Below are 24,726 nucleotides of genomic sequence, written 5' to 3' on the forward strand. Positions count from 1 at the left end.
GCCATCCGCGTCGCTACTCGATCAGTCCAAAGCCGTAGGTCTCGTCGAAACCCTGCGCCCCCAGATCCTTCGCCGCTTTCCTGAGCTGCAGCCGGCAGGCAGAAGCATCCGCGCCGGTAGCGCGACAGCGGCCGAGCCAGGCTGAAACGACCGGCGTGGCGAACGATGTCCCGGTGAACCTCGCTAGATTACCCCCGGCCTCTGCCGCCAGGACATCGACTCCGTAGCTGGCAACGGCGATATGCCTGCCGCGCTGGGCCAGCCGATAGACCCGGCGATCTTTATCGACCGCGGTTACTGCGATTACGCCCGGAACGGCTGCCGGATAGGACGGCGGTGCCGTGGGGCCACCGTTTCCGGCCGCGGCGACCACCACCTTGCCAGCCTTCACCGCATCACGAATGAGGCGGTCGAGAATAGCGTTGCGCGGTCCGGCCAGGCTCATGTTGATGACCGGAGCGCCCTGGAGCAAAGTCCATTCCAGCGCTGCGGCAATGACTTCGGCAGAGGTATATGGGCGATCCGCCGGGCCCCTGAAGATGTTGGCGCTGTAAATGGTCGGACGACCGGCACTGGCCAGCAAGGAGGCCACTGCAGTGCCATGCCGGGCCTGCGCCTGCGGCGTGGCCCCTTCACTCCACGGAACGATCCGGGCCTTGGCGAGCGCTTGATGCGACACGACTGCGGTATCGATCACGCCAACCGAAAAGCTTTCGTTTTCGCGGGTTGGCATTGTTCTTTCACGTGTCTTGTGCGGTTTGCTGCCAGCTGTCAGGTCCATGCCGTAATAATGGACGACGTCGACTGTGGCGCCTGGGGCAAGTTCACGCAGCCGATCCCTGGCGAGAGTTGCGCTGGTTCCGCTAGGGGCCGCAAGGCGCAGCAGGTCGCGGTCGAGCGCTTCGAGACGGGTCCGCTCGATGATCCGGTAACCGGAGCGCTGTATCTGCACCAAGACGCCTTCGGGCACATCCAGAGCAAAGACTTCGCCGCGCCGGACCGGAAATCCGCGCTCGTCATGTTCGGCGCGTTCGCCATCGGCGATGTCCCGGATTTCGGCGCTGCTTCCCCGTTCAAGGCTGTCGTCGTCTGACTGCTCGGCAAGCTCGGCGGCATCCTCAAGCTCGTCCTCGGCTTCGTCTGCCAGTTCCTTTTCGTAGTCCGCTTCGGCCTTTTCGGCATCCTCGGCAGCCTTGGCTTCATCCTCGGCGCGATCGGCTTCCAGCTTGGCGAGATCCTCGGCGGCCTTTGCCGGTTCGCGCACCTCCCGTTCTTCAATGCGACTGCGATCACGTTCGAAGCGGGCGGCGCGCTCTTCCGCACGCTGGGCCGCGCGATCCTGCTCGCGCTCCAACCGTTCCTGTGCACGCTGGGTTTCGGGCGGATCGCGGTCATGCGGGAACACGGGCACTGCAAGCAACCCGATGGCAATTCCTGACAGGATGGCGCGCATGTCCATGGATGAAATCCTGCTTGATACGCGCCGACAACGACTGCAAGTGCCTGCTATTCCGATGGTCGGCAACTTTTTTGTAGCGCGACCGAGAGCGGGTTGGAATAGCCGGACGCACAAGACGTTGTGGGGGCATGGATGGAGCAGGCAGATCACGATGCAGGAGCAATGCGCGCGGCTATAGTCGCCACATTGCCGCGCCTGCGGCGGTTCTGCCAGGCCATGGCCGGCAATGCTGCCGATGGAGACGATCTCATGCAGGCCACGGTTGAAAGGGCGCTGCGGCGTGCCGACCAGTTCGAGCCAGGCACGCGGCTCGACAGCTGGATGTATCGCATCGCGCAGAACATTCACATCGATGGTGCGCGCGCTGCCCGGCGGCGCGGCACGGCAATCGATGTCGATGCCCTCCACGGTATTGCCGGCAGCGATGGGCGCGAGACCGTCGAGAACCGGTCGCAACTGTCCGCTGCCCAGCGCGCGCTGCAGGCGCTGCCCGATGATCAGCGTGCGGTCTTTGCCCTCGTGGTGATCGAAGGCCGCAGCTATCGCGATACCGCCGAAACACTGGAGGTGCCGGTGGGCACGGTCATGAGCCGACTTGCCCGGGGCAGGGCAAGGATCGCCTTATGCCTTGGCGAAACGCAATTCACGCAGAAGGATGCCCAACCATGACCCCTTCGCGCGAAGAACGGCTTGCCGCATGGCTTGACGGCGAGCTTACCGGCGCAGACCTTGACGCATTCGAGGCTGAACTTGCTTCCGACCCCGAGCTCAAGGCCCTTGCCGACGAATGGGGCGCAAACGACGCCCTGATCGCCGGGGCTTTTGCGCCGGTGGCAGAGGCGCCAATCGATCCGGCAATGCTCGAACGGCTCGGCCTTGGCGAACCGGCTCCGCTTGCGGTTCTGCCCCCACCCTCATCCTTGGCCGCCAACGACAATCCGCTATGGTGGAGACGCCATGCCCTGCCACTGGGCGGAGCGATTGCTGCGAGCCTCGTGGCCGCTGTGGTGCTTGCCCCTCGCGGTGGCTCGCCTGATCGCGATCCGTTCTCGCTCGCTCTGGATCGGACGCCTTCGCTGGCTTCGGCAGAGCTGCCCGATGGCCGCAGGATCACCCCTGCGCTGACCGCGCGGGCAGCCGATGGGCGCTGGTGCCGCGAATTTGGCGAAGGTGGCAAGGTGGCCGTGGCCTGTCGCGACACGAAAGGCGTCTGGACGATCGAAGCGCAGGGGGCTGGCGGAACCTCTTCCAACACCGGGGACTACGCGGTGGCAGCCGGGGCCGACGATGCCGTGCTGGACGCAGCCCATCGCCGCCTGAAGTTGGCCGATCCGCTTGATGCGGCTGCAGAACAGGCGCTGATCGCAAACGAATGGGGCGGCCACCCCAGCAGGTGACCGCCCCGGCGGAAGCCAACCCGAAAGGCTCCGCTTTAGAAGTTCACCTGAGCACGCAGGACACCCACGCGATTCTTGACCGGCGCGTCCCCGCTGGGGAAGCGGACGCGGTTGTCGGTGTATGTGGCCAGCAGGCGCAGATTGGTGCTGATCGTCCAGATTGCGCTGGCACTGAGCGCGCGGCCGATGCCCCTGTCGAAAGTGCCATCGACCAGGTCGAGGCGGCTGTAGCGCGCGGCCAACTCAAGCGCACCTCCGCCCTTGCGACGTTCCGGACCGCCAAATATTCCACTCGACGCACTGTAAGCATGGCGCTGACCTGTCACGATCCAGCCAACCTGGACGGTCTGGCCATTGAAGCTGCGATCTTCCCGCAAGGTGCGATGCAACTTGAGCGACAGGGCCTGCGCCTGAACCAGCACCGGGCCAAGCGAGACGGCTGCTTCGACGTTCAAGGCCCTGAGCGTTTCGAGCGATCCGAGCGTACCGCTGGACATGATGTTAGGAGCGAAGACGGAGCCAGGGTCGGCGGTAAAGCGTACGCGCTCGATCGCTGAGAATGTCCTGCGTTCTCCTCCGACGCCCAGATGCACGATTGCCTTGCGTGAGCGAACCGGCGCAAACGTGAGCCTGCCCACCACACCCTTTCCGCGCTCGGTGGTGCGGCCTTCATCGTTGGCGAGAGCATCGGTGAAATACCCCACGCTGGCGCTCCAGTTCCGGCCGCCGGAGGAGATCGCGCTGCCAAGGCCGAAGCCGCCGGTTAGGGCAGATGCCATCGAGCGTTCGGCAAATGGCGTGGCATTCGAACTTTGCATATCCTCCATCGAGAACGGCACGATCATGTTGCCGCCCTTGATCTCGAGGTTTTTCACCGGCTCGATAGAGGCCCAGAGATTGCGCCAGCCTCTGGCCCCGGCGAATTCACGGTCAACGCGAAAGCGCAGGATCTCGCCAACCTTGCCGGACAGCTCGATGCGGGCGCGGCGGACGTCGGCGCTGGTCACTCCTGTACGTTGCAAGGCGGGATCGTCGAAGACGCTGGCGTCAAGATGCAGGCGTCCGCCGAGGTTCAGTTGCAGCGGGCCTGCATCAAGCGTGAGGCCTTTCTCATCCGCTTTGACCTCTTGCGCATGGGCAGGCAGAGCACAAAGGGCGATTGCGGGGGCGATAGCCCTTGCAAAGGTGTTCATGTTTCGGGTTCCTCGGGTTTGGCCCGGCCCGCGCCGAGCTGGTGTAGGACAAGCGGGACGAGGCCGAGCTGGACGGCATCGCCGAAGGCGTGGCTCAGGCCTGGAATGATCGTCAGGCCGCATGAAAAGCCCGCCTTGCGCATGGCCCGGTCCCAGCGTCGGGCGCGCTGGAGGCGATGGACGCCCTGCACGGCGTCAATGGCATCGGAGCGCCGCAAGGCTTTGTCCTGCCGCCGGTCAAGCGAGCCGACCAGCACGTCGAAACGGACATCTGCGAGCGCGGCGTGATCGATCGGGCCAGGAGCGTCCTGAAGGCCGAGTGGCCACGGGAGGCAGCAATCGGGCATGGTGTACCATCCGGCGGCGGCAGCGATGCAATGACGCACCTTGTGAGGGTGGAGCATGGCGAACCGGTGGGCGAACTGAGCCCCGCCGGAAAAGCCGAACAGGTTGCACTGCGCGCCATGCATGCCGAACCGGACAGCCGCATCTGCAAGGATGTCGAAAAGGGCATCGTCGCAATGCAGAGCGCCATCCGGATCGCGCACTTGCTGATATCTGCCGAAGCTCCCGCGCTCGAACAGAGGGGCGATCACCGGGATGCCGTGCAGCGCAGCAAGTTCGCCAAAGCGCAGCGCCAATTCTGCGGCGTTACGTGAAATCCCATGGACCACCACGAGCGGGACGGCATCGCTTGCGCAGTTCTCGGGGATCACCGCGTAATAGCGGCGGGCTGGCGTCGCCGGCACGGTAACGAACTGCGGCAGGGTCATTGTGATTGCAGCCGTTTGCGGGATCGGGAACAGAGCGGTCATGCGCAGTCCTGTCTGTTTGCAGGTCGAAAGCGGTGCCTGGGCTCGGCAAGGTCGACCAGCACTAAGGAATCCGGTTGCGGAGGCGCCTTGGGAAGGCGCATCAGGCGCCGGATGCGGAGCGCCGAAATACGCGCCGAGATCCATAGCTCTGCCGCGCGGGCAAGGTCGTTCAGGGCAAGGCCAGCTGTGCCGATCACCACGACCGTTCCTGAAATCGCGCCACCATCGAGCAGCACGACCAGCACGATCAGGCTGGTCAGCAGGTGCGGCAGGCCACGCAGGGTTCCGGTCCACCAGGCACGCCGCAAGGCGGCACGGTTCAGGGCATCGCTGCGCCGCCGAAGGCGCCGCAGCCGGGCTCGCTGCCGTGGGGGAACGGCACCGTCCGCCATTTCTGCAATCGTGTCAGAAGCAAAGGCGGACAGGCGCCCACGGGTGCGCCGCACCTCGCGGACCGCGCGCGACATCGGGCCCAGCAGGGCGGCTCCTGCCGCCATGCCAAGCAACAGAAGGGTGGCGATCCTTGCGCAAAGCCATGGTGATTGCGCCGCGGCCCAGGCCAGAAGGGCAGCCACGAGGATTGGCGCTGTGGCGGCACGCGGCAACCCGTCGCTCAACCACTGGCGCCGGGCGGACAGGTCGCCAACAAAGACCTGCAGCAGGGCCCCATGGCGCTGGCGGGCGATCTGCGACGGATCGGCCCGCAAGATGCGCCGGAACAGCCCGGCGCGCACTTGCGCCACTTCGTGCCAGCCAATCGCCTCGCACAGCCTTCGGCGCGCCACCTCCAGCCCGAAAGCGCAGAGCAGCGCGACCACCGCTAGCGCAACTATGGGCGAGGCGGCCGGCTGCTGCGCTGCGCGGTGCACAAGCGCGGCGCCGACGAGCGTTGCGCAGGCTTGCGCAACGGCCACCGAAACCGGAGGCAGCATGCGCCGCGCGATGGATGGGGAAATCAGGCGAGGCACGATTTCGCATCGCCAGCGAAGCAGATCTTCGGCGCAGTAAGGGGATCGCGCAAATCGGCCAGCGACAGGACCGGCCAACCGAGCGCCGCTTCGGCTTCTCGCACGGCAAGCGGTGACGCACTGAGCAGACCGGACACGCCAAGCACCCGATGCCCCGCCCTCACCAGCCAGTCATGGCCAGCCACCGCGCCCATTGCATCGCCTGCCGCGAACAGCACGCCGTGCAGCGCCTCACGCAGGCGGCCACACTTGAGGAGGGCGCCGGTTTCGCGCTGCAGCAAGCCGTCGGCCACTTCGATGACGATGATGTCCGATTTCGATACCGCGCTGTGGGCGATGAGCGAAAGGGCGACACTTTCGATGCGGTCAAGCGTCAGGCCAGCGGTCGAAGTATGACCATGATCGGTGAAATCGAGAACAGAGCGCGCACCAGCATCAAGCATGGTCCACAGATCGCCACCGGAGCCCGTCCCCGTGACCTTGCTCGCAGCGACATTGAGGCCGGCCCGCGACAATCCATGGATCAATCCGGCCGCAGCGGTCGTCTTGCCCGCGTTCATCGACGTACCGACCACCGCGACGACGGGAGGCAGGACAGGTGGCACGGTAAGGCGTGGCAGTCCGAACCAACCGAGGTTGAGTACCTTGCCATCGTCATCGGCCAGCAGGCCAACCGGCTCGATCCGCGTGGCCGGCCGCATCTTCGCGTGGCGGCTGAGGACAAGACCGGCGACGCCACCACCGGCGACCAGATCACAGGCCGAAAGGTCCTGAGGTACGATGGCCTCGAACTGGTCGGGTGCGTAGCGTTCGCCATAGGCGACGATGATTTCGTCGCCGACATAGAGCTGGGCGCGGCGACCATGGGGGGATTCAAGCTTCTGGTGCTGGCCGAGCTGCGCCACCCGCGCCAGCACCAGATCCCCCGCACGCGGCCTTACGTCGCTGCGCAGCCGCGTCGCCAGATCAAGGTCGACACGGCGCGTGGTGAAGGCCCGCTTTGCAGCCATGCGGCGATCCTCGCGCAAGGGCCGCCCCTTGCGCGCGATGGTCCCTGTTACGTCCTGGCTTGGTGCAACCAGGCTTCCCTGGGCTTGCAGGTCCTGCAGCATGTCCAATCACCCCTTCTTTCCAATCGGGGCGACAACGACAGCAATTCAGGCTTATTCCATCGGCTGCAGAATTTTCTTCAACCCCTCAGTTCAGGCGCCAACTGAGCGACAGCCCACCGGCGAAATCGGTGCTGCGTGCGTTGAAGCCGGTGCTGGCAAAGACCTGCAGGCGCAGCTTTCGCGAAAGACCGAAGTTGATCCAGCCGGTAGCTTCACTGCTGGCAATGCGACCCGGCGTGGCCGATTCCTGCCAGTCATAATCAGCACCGACGATCGTGCCGCCAGGAAGCCGGTAGCTCACCCCACCGCTTGCCCCCCAGGTGTCCTGCAACGCCGATCCCGCCGGTTTGCCGAGAAAGCGATAGCGCGCACCGGCAAACAGGCTGAAGCTTCCGATGTCCTGCACGATATCACCGCTCACGGTGACGTCGGCCTTGCCGGTACCAAGGCGCTTCGCCCTGGATGCGGTGGGCAGCTTCACGCGCGTGCCAAGGTCGAGCCAGGTCGACCGGCCGAGTTCCAGCGAGTAGCCCAGTGCAACCGAGACATCGCCCAGCCCGCCCCGGCTGTTGGATATGGGCGCACCGGGCACTGGCGGCGTGATGATGCCTCCGCTGCCGCTGTCATCATCGCCGCCCGATGAACCCGAACCGCCGCTGCCAGAGCCTCCAGAGCCGGAATCGTCAGATCCCGAACCTGAACTTCCCGAACCGGAACCCGATGAGTCATCGCTTCCGGACCCACCGCTGCTGCTATCGTCGCCCGAACTGAGGTCTCCGAATCCGGCATCGCGCCCCTGCGGCGTGTCGAGAATGCTTCCCGGGCCATCGATATGGACCCAGGGAACGGAAAGGCGGATCGAAAACCCGCCCTTGCGGTACTTGATGGCGACAGGCGCGGAGACGACTTTGGTCGTCGCGGTATCGCCATATTTGCCTTCGGAGTAATTGGCTCCGGCACTTGCGCGCCAGACCGCCGGCTCATCATCCTGCTGCGTCTGCGCTGCCGCCTCTTGCGCTGCCGCTGCCTGCACAGAGGCTATGCCCGCCAGCAGGATAGCGCCCGCACGCAATGTATTCTTCATCGTACCCCCCTCGTCTGGCCGTGTGGTGATCCATCACAGCCCCCCATAACGACACGACTTGCAGCATTATTCCGGGCAGAAAAGCAATTTTCGCACGGCCGGAGCATCCGGCACCCAGACAGATGCGCGAAATTCGATCGCTGCGTGCAGGTTCGCCAGAGCTTGAGGGACTCGACGCAGTCGTCATGGTAGCAGGCACGTCATCTTTGCGATGAAAAGCATGGGGCACCTCGGCTCTCTGCCGGGTGGCCTGGAAAGCAGCTGTACGCCCTTCAGATTCTTTCCATTGTGCCGCAAGTCGGCTGCTGGCAATCCTGAAGGGCGTCGGTGAATCGCTTCGACCACCACATCACGTCCTGCTCTTCCACGCCGTTCATGAGCGCTCGCCAGCGGCGGATCCTTTCCTCGCGCGGCATCCTGATGGCGCGGCCCAAGGCGTCCGATATCTCTTCGGCGCTATGCGGATTGACCAGCAGAGCCTCGGGCATCTGCTCGGCGGCACCGGCAAAGCGTGACAGGATCAGCACGCCCGGATCCTCGGGATCCTGCGCGGCGACATATTCCTTGGCGACAAGGTTCATGCCATCGCGCAGGGGCGTGACGAGGCCCACCTTGCTGGCGCGATAGACCCCGGCGAGCATGTCGCGTGTGTAGCCCTGATTGACGTAACGGATCGGCACCCAGTCAAGCCCGGCATGCGCCCCATTGATGCGCCCGGCCAGCCCTTCAAGATTGCTGCGGATGCGCTGGTAGCTGTCGACCGTCCCGCGCGATGGCGGTGCGATCTGCAGGAGGGTCACCTCCTTGCGCTCCTCCGGGTGCTCGGTAAGGAACCGCTCATAGCCGAGGAAGCGCTCCTCGAGGCCCTTGGAATAATCGAGCCGGTCCACACCGACGATCAGCGTGCGGCCAACGGCGCTGACGCGGACACGTTCGAAAGTTTCCCTCGCCTTCTCGCTCGCGGCAAGGGCGGCGAATTCCTTCGCATCGATGCCGACCGGGCAGGCGATAAGGCGCAGGCGACGCTCGCCCACTGTCAGCCAGCCATCGTCATCGATCGTGCCGCCCAGCTCATGTGACACGTAATCGCCGAAAGATTGCAGCCATTCATCGGTGTGGAAGCCGATGAGGTCGTATGCCAGCAGGCTTTCGGTCAGCGCGCGCGCCTCGGGCAATGTCGCCAGCAGACGACGAGGCGGCCAGGGAATGTGCAGGAAGAAGCCGATGCGGTTCTCAACGCCGCGTGCCCGCAGTTCCCTGCCCAGCGGGAACATGTGATAATCCTGCACCCAGACAAGATCGTCCGGCTCGATCAGCGGTAGCGCGGTCTCGGCAAAGCGTTCGTTGGCGCGCCGGTAGCCATCGGCAAAGCTGCGTTCGTATTCGGCAAGATCGATACGGTAGTGAAACAGCGGCCACAGCGTGCGATTGGCGTAGCCGTCGTAGTACTCCTCGATGTCCTGCTCTTCCAGATCCACCGTGGCCGTGGTCACGCCGTCGATGCGCTCCATGTTGATATGGCCGGTGAACTCGCTGGTCTCGTTGCCCGACCAGCCGAACCAGATGCCGCCATGTTCGCGCAGCGCAGCGGAGAGAGCGACTGCAAGCCCGCCCTGCGCACCGCCGCCGGCACTCACCCGGTTCGAAATGACTATCAGCCTGCTCATCGTACGGTGTTCCAGGGTTTGCTCAGCAGGACGGCGCAATTGATGAGCCCGACCAGGGAGTAGGTTTGGGGATAGTTGCCCCAGAGTTCGCCGCTTGCCGGATCGATATCTTCGGAAAGGAGGCCCGATTGCGTCCGGCGCCCGAGCATCTCTTCGTAAAGCGCGCGCGCCTCGGCGCTGCGTCCGGTCAGGTGCAGGGCCTCGATCAGCCAGAACGTGCAGACGTTGAAGGCTGTTTCCGGCAAACCGAAATCGTCCTCGGTGGCATAGCGCAGCATGTGCGATCCCCGCCGAAGGCCCTCTTCGATGGCCGCCAGTGTCGAGACAAAGCGCGGATCATCCGGCGCCAGGAAACGCAGGTCGAGCAACTGGATCACGCTGGCATCGAGATCGTCGCCCGAGAACGTGGCCGACATCCGCTCGGTGTCGGGCCGCCATGCGGCGCGCTCTATCCGCTCGCGGATCGTGGCCGCGCGCTGGCCCCAGAACGTGGCCCGGTCATCAAGGCCGATGGCTTGCGCGGCGTTGCCCAGCCGGTCGCAGGCCGCCCAGCACATCGCCGCCGAATAGGTATGGACCGACTGCCGCGTGCGCAGTTCCCACAAGCCTGCATCGGGCTTGTCGAACAGGTCCCATGCCCTCTCACCCACTTTCTCCAGCGCTTCGAAATCGGCAAGGCCCGACATGCGCAACAGGCGCTGGTCGAGGAACGCCTGCGTGTTTGACAGGACGATCTGGCCATAGGCGTCGTGCTGGACCTGGGAATAGGCAGCGTTACCCACCCGTACCGGACCCATGCCGCGATATCCGGGGAGCTTTTCGGCCACCCCCTCGTCTATCCGCGCCTCGCCCAGCACGCCGTACAGCGGCTGGATATGGCCGCCGCGGGCATTGTCGACGATGTTGCGCAAGTAGGCGAGATAACCTTCGAGCACGTCCAGCGCGCCAAGCCGGTTGAGCGCCTGCACGGTGTAATAGGCATCGCGGATCCAGCAGTAGCGATAGTCCCAGTTGCGTTGCGATCCCGCATGTTCGGGGACCGAAGTGGTCAGCGCGGCGACGATGGCGCCGGTCTCTTCGTGCTGGCACAGCTTGAGCGTAATGGCCGAGCGGATGACCACGTCCTGCCATTCGACCGGCGTGGCCAGCCCGCGTACCCAGTGGCGCCACTCGGTAACGGTCGCATCCAGCATCTGTTCGAGCGTTTCGGCGAGATTGCCGGAGAAGCTCTCGTCCGGTCCCAGAAAGAAGTACTGTGCCTGCTCGACCCGGAAGACACGTTCCTCCGCCACAAGGCCGACCGGTGCAGAAGTGGTCAAGCGCATCGTCATGGCTTGCGAAAGGAAGCGGATGTGGTTCGATCCGCCGATGGTCACGGCGCAGGCGTTACCCCAGTTACAGGTCGGCCGAAGGTGCATGCGGATGCGCGGGCTGCCGGCCACCGGACGCACGATCCGCGCATAGGCGACCGGACGATAGGTGCGGCCATTGCGCCGGAAATAGGGGCAGAAGTCGATGACCTCTATCTCGCCGCCATTCGCATCGCGGTGGCGCGTGACGAGCACCGGCGTGTTGCGCAGATAGCGCTGGGTGATTTCCACACGATCTTCAAGATCGATGGACCACAGGCCTGTTTCCGGCTCTGCCCCACCCACCAGCGCAGAAAAGAACGGATCGCCATCGACTCGCGGAATGCAACCCCAGACAAATGCGCCGGAGGTATCGATCAGCGCCGAGACCTGGCAGTTTCCGATTGGCCAGAGATCGAGCGATGCCGTCATGCCAGCGCCTCCCACAGCCATTCGCGCAAGTCGCCCGGAGACCGCAGGCCATAGGTTGCAGCAGTAGGTCGCGGCTCGCCCACAAGGATGGCGTGTCCGCCAAGGTCTCGAACCGCTGCAAAGCCCGGTTCGTCAGTCAGGTCGTCGCCTGCGAAAACCGGCGTCGTGCCTGCGAGGTCAGGATGCGCCATCATCGCCCGGATGGCACTGCCCTTGTCCGAACCTGCATCGCGCAGTTCCGCCATCATCTTCCCTTGCTGAAGAAACAGACCGTGGCTTTCAGCCAGTTCATGAGCGAGGGCGACAGCGTCCGCCTCGGCCTGCGGCATCATGCGATAATGCAGGGCAACGCCAAGGCTCTTCTCCTCGACAAGCACGCCGGGGTGTTCGTCTGCGAATGCACAGAACCGCGCTGCCACGTCATCCAGCTGGCCGGGCCGTGGAGGACTTATCGTCACGCCACCCCAGCGATGCTCGCCACCGTGGCTGCCTGAAATCCAGATGTCCCGGCTGACTGCACCCAGCATCCCGTCGATCTGTGCCAGGGAGCGCCCACTCACCACCGCAAGCCTGCCGTCCAACCGGTCGAGCAGTGTATCAAGCAGAAGCCGGGTCTGCGCGTCGGCACAAACAGCTCCGGGACAGTCATCAAGCTCGAACAGCGTTCCGTCGAGATCCAGGAAAAGCGTGCTGTCTTCAAAAGCCAAGCCGGCCGGAGGCGATAGGGGCATTGCCGCAACCTTGATTGGGTCTCTCCTGAAAAGTCCCGGCCGCAAAGGGCTGCGCCCGCCTCTTCCGAACCCGGGCACAGCAGGTTTTGTTCCTGCGATCAGCCAATTAGAACGGGAAGTAGTGGGGTATCGCCATAACCGCCACGGCCCATGTCAGCAGATTGAGCGGCAGGCCCACCTTCACGAAATCCATGTAGCGGTAACCACCCATCTGGTAGACGAGGACGTTGGTCTGGTAGCCGAAGGGCGTGGCGAATGCGGCGCTTGCCGCCATCATGATCGTAACCAGAAACGGGCGCGGGCTGACCGAAAGGCTCTCGGCCAGTGCCACGGCCACCGGCGTCAGCAGGACCGCAACAGTCGCATTCGACAGAAGTTCGGTAAGCAGCAGCGTCGCGCCATACAGCAGGATCAACGCCGTCAGCGGTCCGACCCCGTTGACCGAGCCGATCATCCACTGCGTGACTTCGGCGGCGAGGCCGGTCTGTTCCATGGCAATGCCGATGACCACCATCCCTGCGATCAGCAGCAGGATCTCCGGCCGCAATCCGGCATAGGCCTGATCGGGTGAAATCACGCGCAGCACTATGAGCAGGACCGCGCCGGCAAAGGCCGCTGCGGCAATCGGCACGAGGTTGATCGCCGCCACGGCAATCACCCCGATGAACACCGCCACGGAAATGAGCGCCATCCTCGGCTGGAACTCGTGGGCCTCGGCATAGACCCTCGTGTCTTCGAGCGAGTCTCCCGTGAGATCCACATGGCTGACGGAATGGCGCTCGAAATCGGCCCGGGACGATGTCCCTTCAGGCTCCCCGACGGGTGCCGGCGCGCCTTTGACGAGCTTGCCGGTAAACAGCACGAGATAAAGGCCTCCCACTGCCGCCATGGCCAGCCCGACCGGGGTGATCTCGAATATGCCGAACGGCGCTTGTCCGGACGACCGTGCCATGTCGTCGACCAGCAGGTTGGTGGATGTGCCGATCAGCGTGCAACTGCCCCCCAACACCGCGACATAGGACAGGGGCATCAGGAAGCGTCGCGGATCGAGCCCGATGGATTTCGCCACATCCCTGATGACAGGCGCCGCAACCACCACGATCGGCGTGTTGTTGAGGAAGGCCGACCCGAAGCCGGACATGCCGATAAGCCCCCACAAACCCGCCGCGCCGGTCCTGCGGCAAAGCACGACGGCTTTCTCGATGGCCTTGTCGAGCAGCCCCGAAAGCTCCATCGCATAGGCAATCACGAACAGCGATGCGAGCGTGAGAATGGCGGGGCTGGCAAAGGCGCCCTGGACTTCGCTGGGGCGCACGGCGCCTGTCACCAGCAGGATGGCAGCGCCGCTCAGGGCAATGACATCGGCCCGCATTCGATCGGCAATCAGCGCGACGACAACGCTGACAAGGACCACAAGGGTCAGAATTTGCTCGATCGTCATGATTATCGAGCTCTTACAGACACATGACCTTTCCGACAATCGGTGCTAGGTCTTGGCGATGATAAGGGCATGTCGCAGTAGGGAATGGTCGGCCAGTCGATCAGCCAACTGGTCGTTGGGCCGAATGTTGGTGCTGACAGCCTTGTTCGCCACCACCCTCTTCGCCCTCGCCGGTTGCCAGCAATCCGATCCGGAACCGCAGGCATCCTCTGCCCCAAAGGTCGCCATCGAGGCTTTGCCGACCACGACGCCCAAGGCGCTCTCGGCATTGGGCCGTGCCGATATCCTGGCCGCGGTTGCCGCGGCAGCAGACGAGGTCGCCGCTGGCAACCCCCTGCCGCAATCGAACCTCGAACTCGCGAACAGAAGCTTCGAACTGACCATGCCGATCGCCTGCGCGGACGGCGTGACCGGCGCCTGGGGTTCCTGGCGCCTGGATCCTTCATCGCGTGTCCTGCGGGTTAGCTTCAGTCGGCAAAACTGGGCCGCCGAGCCGCTATTTGCGGACCTTGCAAACGGCCAGCCGTTCGAGGCGGCCGAGGGCTTCTGGGTCGAACGCCCCTGGACACGCTCGGAACAGTGCCCCCGGCCGGTTGTCAGTGCGGCCGCGCCGGGAATTCCTGAGAAGGCGCCGCCGAAGATCGCTGAAGCTGCGCCACGGGACCAAGCCGCGCCGGACAACAGGCTCGCGCTCGTGCAGTATTTCTCGTCCGACGCGCCGCGTACGCTACTTCGGGGCAAACGGCCTTATGCCTATACGGCGAAGGTGCCAAAAGATGCAGAGCCAACGGTGCGTGCTTTCGGGGTCAGGATCGAAGGACGGATCTCCGCCTTTGGCGATGGCCAGCCGGTGCATTGCGTGAATCGGCAGACAAGCAAACCGCCAGTTTGCGCGGTGGCGGTCGAATTCGGCAAGATAACCCTTGAGGATGCCGCGACCGGCGAGACATTGGCAGACTGGGACAGCTAGGCCCTCGCACCAGGCGGGGTGTACCTGTAGGCAATCGGGCGTTGCATCACCATCGCGGGTCGCCCGGCGCTCAGGATTGGGGAATATCACGGCCTCGGCATTGCCGGCATGGGGCATCGAGACAGTCATGCGCTTGATCGGCCTCTAGAGCGATGCATGGCAGCACCAATCGGCCTTACCCCGGCAATGTACGAAGCAGCGATCCCATCCTCATCGAACGGCACCAGCGTCTACGGCGCAATGACCTCGACGGACATGCCCTTTCTCCTCAATGCTTCAAACACTCGTCATTAATATCGGGGCTGCACATCCACTGCGTCGAAATCGGAACCGCCCTTGTCATCGTCGCTGGCCTTGTGCCGAACGTAGTTGACGAAAGTCACGCTCAAGTTCCATCGACCGACGTTTCGGCGAAGAATCGAAGCGTTGGGCAGTTCAGTGGAAACTTTCAGGCTAATGGCTGGCGGAGAGGGTGGGATTCGAATATGTCTCGTAGAACCTTGTAAATACTGGCATAGCCAGACGAACTTTACCAAGTGTGCCCCCTGCTCTGCCCCCAAAAAAATTGGACGCATCCGCATTATCTCGGACGAGGCGCCTCAATCCGAGGCTGTGCCATCAACCATGCATAAAATTGCGATCTGCCTCTTAATCAGCGGGTCCTAGGTTCGAGCCCTAGTGCGTCCACCAAAATCTCATTATATATCAGAAACTTAGGCAAGTCTAAGATCCTCGCGAGAACCGGCGCGGCTCCGCTAGGTAGCTCTCTAGTTAGCAGGGGAACCAGTTCATATCTGGCAGAAGAATCGTACGCATGGGCAAGCCCCCTTGCGAAACGTCCGGCGGAATGGACTGATTTGCGTTGCAGCTCGGAGTGAGGCCGGCCCGGTCGGGTCTTGTAGCTTTGCCCCGCCCTGTATCTGTGTAACCACGGTACTATGATGCGCGATACCGCCACCGCAGCGCCCGCTTGCCACCTGCCGATGCCATTTTGCGGCAGCCCAGTGATCCGTTGCCTCATTTCCCGGCGATACCGCGCATAGGTCGCTAGTCCTGCACCGAAGACGACTGCCGATGCGATCTTAAGCGGCATCGCGAGTCGCATGTTGCTTCTCCGTCAGGCCGAGGCGAACCTCCACGCGCGGGCTGCAGCCGATCATCCCCAATTCTCCGGAACCGGCAAGCTTCGTTTCTGGTACAAGCCTGAAATCCGGACGTTCGGCCAAAGCAGGATGTTCTCACGATGGCATCTCGCGCAAACGACCAGCTGTTGCTACGCGCACCCCTGACGTGTGGGGCGCTCTCCTCACTCGCCTAGAGCGGTTTCCATTCATTCCGGCTCATATCCGCAAGATTTGAAGTAATTGGCACATTCGGCAGGCTGGAAGATGTCGACGAGCCTGCCGATCAAGTCCCACAACCCGCTGACGGTTCGCTCACCTGCCTTGCGGAGCATGACCTTGAGCCGGGAGAAGGCCTTCTCGATTTGGTTGAAGTCCGGGCTGTATGCTGTCGCCCGTCGAGTTCGAACGGCAGCAGATTTTGAAAGCGGAAGGCGTCTAGAAAACTAGGGGCTACTCACCCGCCAGACGCATCTTCACTTCCGTCAGCCGCACTGAATCAAATCAAACAGCCATTGGCGAGGGGTTTTTGTAGTGCCCAGATACCGCCTGAGGCGTAGGATATTATCTCTGCACCCCCCGTTCGGGGGGTGTGCGGCGGTGAGCGGACAGCTCATTATGAAGGGGCGACCCGGCCTCCAAGGCGCTTCAGCGATGGAGCTTCTTGAAGGTAGCTCTGGCGGTGCGATTCCGTCGCATCGCCAGTTTTTTATTTATGAGTGGTTTATTTCGTTTCGGGAAGTGCTGTCTGATTATCTCTAAGGACCACCGCACATTCCTGATTGGGAGAACTTTAATGCGCATCCTACTGACCGCCGCCACCCTCGCGATGGCGCTCACGGCAACCCCCGCCCATGCCCGGTCGGGCTACGGCGCCTGCGTAGCGATCCAGCCGAGTAAGAACCGCCTTTTGTGGACCAATCCGGTTGCCGCCGAAGAGTCGTCGATGGCGGCGCTTGCCGCGAAATTCGCCGCGACGCTGCGCGACAAGAGCTATGCATCCGACCCCGAATTGTCCGAATATTGCAAATTCTTTGTGCAGCAGAAGGACGCGATGGAGTTCATCATGAGCATTCGTCAGAACCACAACGGCCCGGTAGGCCCAGGGGTGCCCTTCAGTGGCTAGCAGTCGATTTTTGCATGCGCTGCTGACAGTCGGCCTACTCGCCGTGTCGCAGGCCACGCAAGCGCAGTGGAGCGCCGCCAACGACGAGGCCAACCGCCAGCGCATGATGGCATCGATGCGGGCGCAAGACGCCGCCAATGATCGCGCTGCAGCCGACCGGGCCTTCCAGGCCGGGCTGGAGCAGCAGCGTTCGCTGCGCAGCGGCTCGTCCCCCTCGTCTTCCTCGTCCGGATCGGGTGGCATGGGCACGCCGTTGGACGGGCTGGCGGCTGCGCTTGGCCGCGGCAATCAGTCAAGCGGGGGACCGCAGTCCGTGGTCGATCGCCGCACGTACATCATCCATCAGCAGGAAACGTCCAAACAGGTCGTGGCTCGGCTGTTCGCCGAGGCAGAAGGCGGCAATCCCGAAAGTGCGTGGAACCTCGGCCGGCTCTATTACACCGGATATGCCGGCGTCCCACGGGACGATGCCCAGGCGCGCCGCTGGTTTGCCACCGCGGGCGAACGCGGCCATGCCGAGGCGCTGGCCAACCTAGGCTATTTTGCGCACGAGGGGATCGGAGGTCCGCAGGACCCGGCGCTGGCACTTGACGCCACGGCCCGGGCGGCGGCTGTAGGCAGCACTTACGGCGCAGGGCTGAACGGGATCTATCGGCTGAGCGGCCTGGCCGACGAGCAGCTCGATCCTGTTGCCGTGGCCAACCTGGAGCGAGCAGCCGATGCGGGCGAACTGTTTGCCCAGGCAGCTCTCGGTACCATTGTCTACGCACTGGGAGTGGGGACCGCGGAGAACTGGGAACGCGCGGCACACTACGCCCGCCTCGCCGCTGAACAGGGCCACGGTGCATCGATGACCGAACTGGCGCGGATGATGTTCGTCGGCCGGGGCGTGGCGCAGGACCAGCGGGGGGCCGTTGCCATGTTCCGTCGTGCGGCCGAAGCCGGCGATCCGGGAGGCATGTCCTTCCTTGGGCAACTGTACATGACCGGCCAAGGAGTGCCCAACGACGTAGCAGCGGGCCTCGAATTATTTCGCCGCGCGGCCGATCTGGGCCATCCCGGAGCGCAGGGCGTCTATGGCCTCTCCCTGATGCTGGGTCAGGGCGTCGCAAAAAACGTCCCCGAAGGTCTGCGTTACATCCGCTTGGGAGCCGCGCGGAACGATCCGCAAGCCTTGACCGTGCTGGGCAAGATGACCTTCGTCGGCGAAGGCGGCATTACCAGCGATGAGCGGCGAGGGATCGAGCTGCTCCAGGCGGCCGCGGCTCTGGGCGGCCAGGACGCCATCGAAACTTTAGCCATGGACGAGGTACAGCAGGCCATGCGCCGTCTGGGCATCGCGCAGACGGTGACGCCAACGTCCGGACCTAAAGTGCGCATGGTCAGCAAGCCCAAGAGGTGACGAACCGATTAGTTGACAATATGGCTGCGGGGGCATCACCCACCCCAAAAACAGACGCGTGTTTAAGGCGATGACGAATTCAATGGTCTTAGGCGTACCGGGAAGGGTTGTGTTCGCAGGCCTCTGGCTTGCCCTGACCCCGGTCTGCGTTCTTTCGCAAGAACCCCCCACCCGGCCTCGTTTGGTATGTTCTGGACGAACTGAACCATACCGGCTTCGATATCGAGGACCCCACCAACCGTCCCATCCCGTTGTCGGAACCGCCTGCCGGGGTGCTCCTGCCAGTTGACGTCAGCCGGGACGGGGTCGTGGACTGGCTGATTCGCTGGCCGGAAGACCAGCGGCTCTGCGGAACCGGAGGTTGTCGTCTCAGCCTGTACGTCAGCGACGACAATCGCTACCTGCGCGTGTTCGACCGTCAGGCTTGGGATCCGGACATCCGAACAGTCGGCGACGAGATCCGACTGGAGGCTTCGTTTCACCACCTGAACTGCTTGCCCCCCCGGGAAGTTTGTCGCCTCGCCTGGGCCTGGGACCCGACAACCCGCAGCCTTTCCGAGCGCCCGAGTTCCGATGGCGAAGCTGTCGTAAGCGGCTTTGGCGAGGGGACCGTGGATCTCGGCGAGGTCGATGGAAGACCGAAGTTGCCGGATGATATTCCGGCGGCTGTCTTTGACAGGTATCTCGCCGGGCGTCGCGCCTGTGGCAACCCGGATGACGCCGATGCATTCACCGTCTCCTACCCAGCCGTCGCTTCGACACCGGATTTGAACGGCGACGGCCAGCGGGACTGGGTTATCGAGGCTCCCAGCTTCTGCGCGGAGCAGGCGGCTGCCGATTATGGCTACGAAGTCTGGATCTCCGACGAGACGGACGGTGCTTCCCGCGCTTTCGTCGCGGCGCCCGGTCGCTGGCCGGCATTTCAGGTAGAACGCACTCCTGCAGGGATGCTCGACGCTCGGCCCTGTCTTACTGGCGTGATCTGCGAAACCATCCCCCTCGAATGGAACCGCGCCGCCCGCGTATTCAGGCCGGCCTCATCGGAGAGCTTGTCGTCCCGCCCTTGACGCCTGTGAAACATGGTTACAGCCGCCCTCGGCGGTCCCGGAGCCGCAGCGTGGAGTGATTTATGATTCCGGCGGTAGTCCTTGCGACGACCCTCCTGATTTCCCCCGGGCTGCAGTCGGCGCCGCTTGACGAGCGGGTATACGTTCTCAGCCAGGATGACCGCTGGGGAGCTTATCTCTCGGCGCCAGACCAGACCGCGTCGAACGGCAAAACGGCTTGGTCATGGTCTGTCTGGTTGACGCTGGACAGTTCCCTGCTGATCGACGCCTTTCTCAATGAGTATGATTGCGATAGGTCGCAATTCCGGAGGCTTCGGCAGGAGCGCTTTCGGGAGGGCGACCTATTCGACACGCGGGACTCTGAAGCAGGGATCCGGTCCCCACACTGGCTCGAGATGGAGGGCCTGGTAATGGAAGAGGTCTGTCGAGATACCTACCTCACCCTGTCCCAGGCGGAAAACTTTCCCGCTGCTGCGGATGAATTGACCTCCGGACGTACTTCATCATGAAGTGTTTGCTCGGAATACTGTCCGTCATTATCGGACTGGAAGGTTTTTGGTCGGCGCTCCGGAACAGGCACCTGCGCGATAAGTCGGGATGGATATACGTCCGAGCGGAAAGACAGCCCCTCTACTTCTGGGTGATGACAGGGGTGTTTGCCTTGATGGTCGTGACGGGCGGTTTTCTCCTGTACTTGGCCATAACGGAAATCTGGTGATTGTTTGGGAGGGTGCCGTCAGTCAAGTCGAGCAAATCGTCGCAGGTTGGATAACCTTCATGCGTAGGCAGCGGCATCAGCCAGGCCGATAGCGCGCTGTAACCCGCAGATAAAAACAGGCGCAGTGAATTCCAACTGTGCCGCCACACACCTCTGGCCCGTCTTCGGCATCGAGGATCAGGAAATCGGCCTAGGCGCGGTGGAGGTAGTAGCCCAGCAAAAGCCCCATCTGGCCGCCGCCGATAATGACAATGTCCTGGGTCTCCATGCCCTTAGAGGCCGTTTCGACAGGGGTTGAGCGGCCGAGGTTCATGTGATTCCGGGAGTTTGCAGACATCTCGGAGGCAGGCCCGACGTGATCGGCTACTGCCAGTCAAGCATAAGGTCCCTCGCGTTGCCAATAGGTCATGACCACCTTTTCGCCTTGAACAACGGGCAGTCCAGCATGAAGGCTGGCGGGATCTCGGCGGCCCGTTACGTCCACGTTGCGGAAAATCACCGCTGATCCAGGCTGAGGACACACGGCGATCCCGCAAGACGGAAAAGCGGTGCCGCCGCCCCCTTCCGGGCTTTGCAGATAGACCAGCACCGTATTCACCCGCTGCCCGCCACGCGCGGTGTGAACTGCGCCGCCCGCGCCACCAGGAAATGAATCGAAGTGCGCCCGGTATTCCTGCCCCTCACGATAGTGCAGGATCTGCAGACCCTCGCCATTGGCAACGGGCCAGTTGGTGAGCGCCGCCAGCCGGTGTTCGAGCCGGTCGATTAGGGCGGTTTCAGCGCGCTTCAACATAACACCTGAGCTGGTCCGTTCCGGATGGGGTAAATTCTCGCCGCTGACCTCATCCACAACCGTGGAGGGACGCAGACCCCGATCGTGGGCAAAAGCGAGCAACTCGGCACATTCGACCGATGACAACACGTTTTCGCAAAGAGCAACGGCAGGGCTGGCCAGGCGCAGGGTCACTTTCATCTCGCGTCCCTCGCACCAGATCATCCCCGTGTCCGGGACAACTGGCAGAGCCACGACCGGCGCCGTCAGGCTGGGAAATACCTGCGCGATGCCAGAAGCAAGGGCTGCGCGTGCATCCGCCTCATTCCATCCGGCGGCAATCATCCGGACTTGCATGTCCGCCGGAACGCAGCCAGCGGAGAGGTTGCTGGTGATCCATTCCTGCCAGCTTGGCTCAGATCCTTGCATCTCCTCCCTTTCGATCGGACTGGTTCCTGCGCGCTAGGCGTATAGCCCCGCGCGCAGGAACAGCCGGTTCAAAACCCGAAATGGAGCGAGGCGCTCACCGAGAACGGATTGCCTCCGGCGTTGCCCACGGTCTTGTGAGCCGAGAGAGAGAGCACGCCATTGCGTCCGATCCGCTGGTCGATGTCCGCGCCCAGGCGGGCATGGTCGCGGTCCACCGCATAAATGCCGCCCGTGCCACCCATGCCCGTGCCGATGATCTGGAATGCCGGACCGCCGTCGAACCGGTCGAAGCGGTGGATATATTCCCCGCGCAGACGCAGCGTCGTTGGCTCGGCCAGGGTGAAGCGACCGGTCAGGCCAAGGCGCCCTTCCGAAGCCTCGTCAACCGAGCGGCCGACAGTGACCGGGAAGCCGCCGCCAGTTTCAGTATAGCCATCAACCGTCACCTGGCTCCAGGAATAGCTGATCGTCGGGGTCAGTCCGAAGCTGTCGCTTCCCATCATGTCGAACCAGTCAAGCCGAGCGCGCAGGGCAATCCCGCGGGCATCGGTAGAGCCGGTGCTGGTGTCGGTGTTTGCACCATTGAGGTAGTTCCGACGCAGGTTGACGTTCCAGTCACCATAGATCGCCGTCGCGCTCAGCACGGCACCGCTCTGGCCGAGCCGCAGGTCGGCCTCGGCCACGCCGTGCCAGCCTTCCAATTTCTGCTTGCCGCCGAGCGTCAGGTCGGAATCCGACCGGTCATAGCCGATCCCCGCCCCCAGCCGCAGCGGGCCGGCATCGACGCAGGCGCCAGCTTCGGCCAACACGGAGTCGGTGTCGTTGCGGCCATCGCGGCGATAGTCCAGCACGCTCCACGCGCAGCCGCGGCCCGGCTGTACATAGTCGGTCAGGATGCGGTGATGTGCACCCCACATCATCAGCCCGAGGCCACCTTGCAGCGCGCGGTTGGGCGCCGCCTGCATCACTGTTGCGCTGAAATCGTCCAGACCGATGACGCCCGTGCCCGGTGTCGGCGTCGGTGTCGGCGTCGGAGTGGGCGTCGGAGTCGGCGTCGGGGTCGGGGTCGGGGTCGGAGCGGGTGATCCGGCTGCGACTCTCGCCAGATAGGCCTGGCTGGTGCCGTTGATGTCCCCCTGCCCAATCACCATCGTTCCGTCAGCGCTCACATCGGCGGCACTGGTATAGGTATTCGCGCCATTGTTCGCACCCGCAGCGGCGAGCCAATCGGCGATCGACTGGGCGCCAGCGGACGTCCAGCGGACTGCCGAGTCGGTGAAACCCGCAGACGAAGTGCCGACGGTGACCGTGCCATCGGCGCTGACAGCGTTAGCGACCGATCTCGTCTCTCCGGGCAGGGACGCAAGCGCGACCATCCCGCCTGCCTGAGTCCATCGGAATGCGACGAAACCGGTAGGAGCGGTGGAGCTTCCGACGATGACCGATCCATCTGCGGAAATGTCGTTGCCCGAGGAACTGAACGATTCGCCGTAGCGGCCGATCGCACCCAGTGACACCATTTGGCCGGCTTGGGTCCAGCGGAAGGCCGAAAACTCGCCGTCAAAGCCGCCTCCCGAAGCCTCTCCGGTGACGACCGATCCATCCGACGAGACCGCCCGCGCCAGCGAATAGGTGAATCCGCTCGACGTGATCGCCCTGGCGCGACCGCCGTCGATCCAGATCGCCGCGCGCGTGCTTGCGCTGGCGCTGGAATCCGGAGAGCTGAAGCCCACCGCCACGCGCCCATCCGCCGAAACGCCGAGCGCCTGGACGTTGACCGCGCCGTCGAAGCCCGGCAGCCTGACCGAGGTACCCGTGCCATCGACATTGCGGAACAGGAAGGCGGCAGTGCTATGGGAGGTGGCAGCATAGGATCCGACTGCGACCGTTCCGTCGTTGGAAAGCCCGCTTATCGTCATCTGGTTGGTTGAAAAACCGTCTGGCAGAGGAACTCTGTAACGGCCCGAGCCAGTTATGATGAACCCGTCCGAAGTCCCGATAGCGCGTCCATCTCCGGAAATGCTGTTGTAATGGACATTGCCGCCGCCCGGACCACCCGGAAGCAGATTATCGCCAGTGACCGAGGGAACGACCATCGCAAAGGGAGCCGGGACGGGGGTGTTGACACTCACCGGTCCTGGCGTCGGCGCAGGGGTGGGCGTCGGCGTTGGGCTCGGGGCAGGCGTTGGCGTCGGAGCGGGTGTTGGCGTCGGAGTAGGTGCGGCCCCGGCTACGCGGGCAATATAGCCTTGCTTATGTCCGTTGATGATACCGTAGCCCGCGACGACATTGCCATCGTCACTGACTCCCAATGCCTCCTGGTACATGTTCGTGCCGTTGGCCACGCCATTGGCGGCAAGCCATGCCGCAACCGTTTGCGCATTTCCGCTGGTCCAGCGCACGGCATGGGATTCGTTGACCACGAAGGTGCCGATAGTCTGTCCGGGAACGATTGCCTCGCCTACGATCACGCTGCCGTCGGCATTCACGCCAGTGGCAACGGATGCGAGCTGGTTTGTCAGCTTTGGCAGGGCGACCATGCCGCCCGCCTCGGTCCACTTGATGGCAATCAGGTTGTCGTCTTTGTACAGATCGTTGCCCATGACGCCGCCCTGCTGCGACGAGCCCACGATCGTTCCGCCATCGGCTGAAATGCCGTTCGCGAGGCTGGTCGCGAGGGCGGCGGAATGGCTGGCAAGAACGCCCAGTTCGACAAATCCGCTGGCGCGGGTCCAGCGCAGAGCCTGGACATTGGGGCCAACCGGAGTGGCGCCCGAATATTGCTGGCCCCGCCCACCGATGGCGGCGATTGCCGAGCCGTCTCGTGAGATGCCGGTAATCTCGGCGTTGAAGGTCAGGCCATTCTGCACGGGGTTGCTCGTACCGACTTGCAGCAGTTGTTCGGGGGCGGCGGTGCCCGTCCACAGGATCGGGATGTTGAAGCCCGATATGCTTGCCAGACCACCGATCACATTGCCGTCACCGCTGACCGCAACCGCCCTGTAGTTTCCCGCGCCGGTGGGTTGGGCCAGGATTGTGGGCGTGCCGTCCAGCCACTTTACGCCAACCATGCCGCTGAAATTCGTGCGCGCGGTCGGCTTGGCCTCCCCGACGATCACCGAGGCATCGTCGGAAATACCGGCCGGCGTGAAGTGAAGGTAACCCGTGGGCGCCGTCAGGACGGTGGCACCAGTTGGGGTGAAGACCCAGGCCTCGCTTACCGGCAGATTGTTGACCAGCTTGTTGTGAAAACCGATGACCGTCGTTCCGTCTCCGGAGATGTCCACGAACTCCACGGTATTGCTGTCGCCGTTCGACCCGTTTTCGGCCGAATCCGGACTGCCGGGAATCTGCTCTGAGCCAATCACCTGTCCGAACGCAGGCGCAGGCAAACCCGCCAGCAGGGCAACAGACCCCAGCGTACCAACAATTGCGGTTGTGGTTTTCAAGAGAGCATTGCTCCCAAACTTGCC

Annotated in this window: 21 protein-coding genes and 1 pseudogene; 8 read left to right on the plus strand and 14 right to left on the minus strand. The window is 63.6% G+C overall.

The genetic code is table 11. The annotated features are described in order from the left end of the window. Positions 1–13 precede the first annotated feature (13 nt). A complete protein-coding gene (locus NJ75_RS19825) occupies positions 14–1,459 on the minus strand; it encodes a S8 family serine peptidase (RefSeq protein WP_236727207.1) in 1,446 nt (481 codons plus the stop codon). Between the two features lie 132 nt (positions 1,460–1,591). Here NJ75_RS19825 and NJ75_RS19830 point away from each other — a divergent pair, with 132 nt between their 5' ends. Together NJ75_RS19830 and NJ75_RS19835 are read left to right on the plus strand one after the other, a co-directional pair. Then, the gene (locus tag NJ75_RS19830) at positions 1,592–2,128 is read left to right on the plus strand and encodes an RNA polymerase sigma factor (protein ID WP_052242677.1); all 537 of its coding nucleotides are present in this window, start codon (positions 1,592–1,594) and stop codon (positions 2,126–2,128) included. Then, complete coding sequence (locus tag NJ75_RS19835; protein ID WP_039337636.1) at positions 2,125–2,856, plus strand: anti-sigma factor family protein; 732 nt, start codon at positions 2,125–2,127, stop codon at positions 2,854–2,856. Before NJ75_RS19830 ends, NJ75_RS19835 begins: the two co-directional genes overlap by 4 nt. A 35-nt stretch (positions 2,857–2,891) precedes the next feature. On the opposite strand, the gene NJ75_RS19840 is transcribed toward NJ75_RS19835, so the two are convergent. From NJ75_RS19840 to NJ75_RS19880, 9 genes are all read right to left on the minus strand, one after another. Next, entirely contained in the window at positions 2,892–4,049 is a 1,158-nt protein-coding gene (locus NJ75_RS19840; RefSeq protein WP_039337637.1) for an OprO/OprP family phosphate-selective porin, read from the minus strand. Next, positions 4,046–4,864 carry an alpha/beta hydrolase gene (locus tag NJ75_RS24815; protein ID WP_039337638.1) on the minus strand — a complete coding sequence of 273 codons (819 nt, stop codon included), beginning with the start codon at positions 4,862–4,864 and terminating at the stop codon, positions 4,046–4,048. The genes NJ75_RS19840 and NJ75_RS24815 overlap by 4 nt, the downstream gene beginning before the upstream one ends. Then, positions 4,861–5,796, minus strand: a complete 936-nt coding sequence (locus NJ75_RS19850; protein WP_039337639.1) for an ABC transporter transmembrane domain-containing protein — start codon at positions 5,794–5,796, stop codon at positions 4,861–4,863. The genes NJ75_RS24815 and NJ75_RS19850 overlap by 4 nt, the downstream gene beginning before the upstream one ends. 23 nt (positions 5,797–5,819) lie before the next feature. Further along, entirely contained in the window at positions 5,820–6,944 is a 1,125-nt protein-coding gene (locus tag NJ75_RS19855; RefSeq protein WP_236727208.1) for a P-loop NTPase family protein, read from the minus strand. An 85-nt stretch (positions 6,945–7,029) separates the two neighbouring features. Then, a complete protein-coding gene (locus NJ75_RS19860) occupies positions 7,030–8,028 on the minus strand; it encodes a hypothetical protein (protein ID WP_156135880.1) in 999 nt (332 codons plus the stop codon). Between the two features lie 272 nt (positions 8,029–8,300). Continuing rightward, positions 8,301–9,695: an alpha,alpha-trehalose-phosphate synthase (UDP-forming) gene (locus NJ75_RS19865; RefSeq protein WP_039337641.1), complete on the minus strand. Its 1,395-nt coding sequence runs from the start codon at positions 9,693–9,695 to the stop codon at positions 8,301–8,303. Further along, a complete protein-coding gene (locus tag NJ75_RS19870) occupies positions 9,692–11,476 on the minus strand; it encodes a glycoside hydrolase family 15 protein (protein ID WP_039337643.1) in 1,785 nt (594 codons plus the stop codon). Before NJ75_RS19870 ends, NJ75_RS19865 begins: the two co-directional genes overlap by 4 nt. Then, positions 11,473–12,183: a trehalose-phosphatase gene (otsB, locus tag NJ75_RS19875; RefSeq protein WP_039337644.1), complete on the minus strand. Its 711-nt coding sequence runs from the start codon at positions 12,181–12,183 to the stop codon at positions 11,473–11,475. The genes NJ75_RS19870 and otsB overlap by 4 nt, the downstream gene beginning before the upstream one ends. Positions 12,184–12,313: 130 nt before the next feature. Further along, positions 12,314–13,648, minus strand: coding sequence for an SLC13 family permease (locus tag NJ75_RS19880; RefSeq protein WP_039337646.1), 1,335 nt, complete (start codon positions 13,646–13,648; stop codon positions 12,314–12,316). Between the two features lie 124 nt (positions 13,649–13,772). Here NJ75_RS19880 and NJ75_RS19885 point away from each other — a divergent pair, with 124 nt between their 5' ends. Continuing rightward, positions 13,773–14,618 (plus strand): hypothetical protein, encoded by an 846-nt coding sequence (locus tag NJ75_RS19885; protein ID WP_052242679.1) that lies wholly within the window; start codon positions 13,773–13,775, stop codon positions 14,616–14,618. 1,330 nt (positions 14,619–15,948) lie between these two features. Here the strand turns inward: NJ75_RS19885 and NJ75_RS23920 are convergent. Then, positions 15,949–16,161, minus strand: a pseudogene (locus tag NJ75_RS23920) (IS630 family transposase); the annotation flags it as partial. Positions 16,162–16,339: 178 nt separating this feature from the next. On the opposite strand from NJ75_RS23920, the gene NJ75_RS24500 reads away from it, so the two are divergent. From NJ75_RS24500 to NJ75_RS19905, 5 genes are all read left to right on the plus strand, one after another. Next, positions 16,340–16,501: a hypothetical protein gene (locus tag NJ75_RS24500; protein ID WP_156135881.1), complete on the plus strand. Its 162-nt coding sequence runs from the start codon at positions 16,340–16,342 to the stop codon at positions 16,499–16,501. A 34-nt stretch (positions 16,502–16,535) separates the two neighbouring features. After that, complete coding sequence (locus NJ75_RS19890) at positions 16,536–16,865, plus strand: hypothetical protein (protein ID WP_039337648.1); 330 nt, start codon at positions 16,536–16,538, stop codon at positions 16,863–16,865. Between the two features lie 43 nt (positions 16,866–16,908). Beyond that, a complete protein-coding gene (locus tag NJ75_RS19895; protein ID WP_156135882.1) occupies positions 16,909–18,267 on the plus strand; it encodes an SEL1-like repeat protein in 1,359 nt (452 codons plus the stop codon). A gap of 308 nt (positions 18,268–18,575) precedes the next feature. Beyond that, complete coding sequence (locus NJ75_RS19900) at positions 18,576–19,334, plus strand: hypothetical protein (RefSeq protein WP_156135883.1); 759 nt, start codon at positions 18,576–18,578, stop codon at positions 19,332–19,334. 62 nt (positions 19,335–19,396) lie between these two features. After that, the gene (locus tag NJ75_RS19905) at positions 19,397–19,843 is read left to right on the plus strand and encodes a hypothetical protein (protein WP_039337651.1); all 447 of its coding nucleotides are present in this window, start codon (positions 19,397–19,399) and stop codon (positions 19,841–19,843) included. Between the two features lie 399 nt (positions 19,844–20,242). Here NJ75_RS19905 and NJ75_RS24915 read toward each other — a convergent pair whose 3' ends face one another. The 3 genes from NJ75_RS24915 to NJ75_RS24505 all read right to left on the minus strand — a co-directional run bounded on the left by NJ75_RS24915 (position 20,243) and on the right by NJ75_RS24505 (position 24,702). Next, positions 20,243–20,389 carry a hypothetical protein gene (locus NJ75_RS24915; protein WP_174544618.1) on the minus strand — a complete coding sequence of 49 codons (147 nt, stop codon included), beginning with the start codon at positions 20,387–20,389 and terminating at the stop codon, positions 20,243–20,245. Positions 20,390–20,425: 36 nt separating this feature from the next. Then, positions 20,426–21,253, minus strand: a complete 828-nt coding sequence (locus NJ75_RS19915) for a 2OG-Fe(II) oxygenase (protein ID WP_039337653.1) — start codon at positions 21,251–21,253, stop codon at positions 20,426–20,428. 68 nt (positions 21,254–21,321) lie between these two features. Next, positions 21,322–24,702 (minus strand): autotransporter domain-containing protein, encoded by a 3,381-nt coding sequence (locus NJ75_RS24505; RefSeq protein ID WP_156135884.1) that lies wholly within the window; start codon positions 24,700–24,702, stop codon positions 21,322–21,324. Between the last annotated feature and the right edge of the window lie 24 nt (positions 24,703–24,726).

The organism is Novosphingobium subterraneum, assembly GCF_000807925.1.
In the GTDB taxonomy this organism is placed as follows: Bacteria; Pseudomonadota; Alphaproteobacteria; order Sphingomonadales; family Sphingomonadaceae; genus Novosphingobium; species Novosphingobium subterraneum.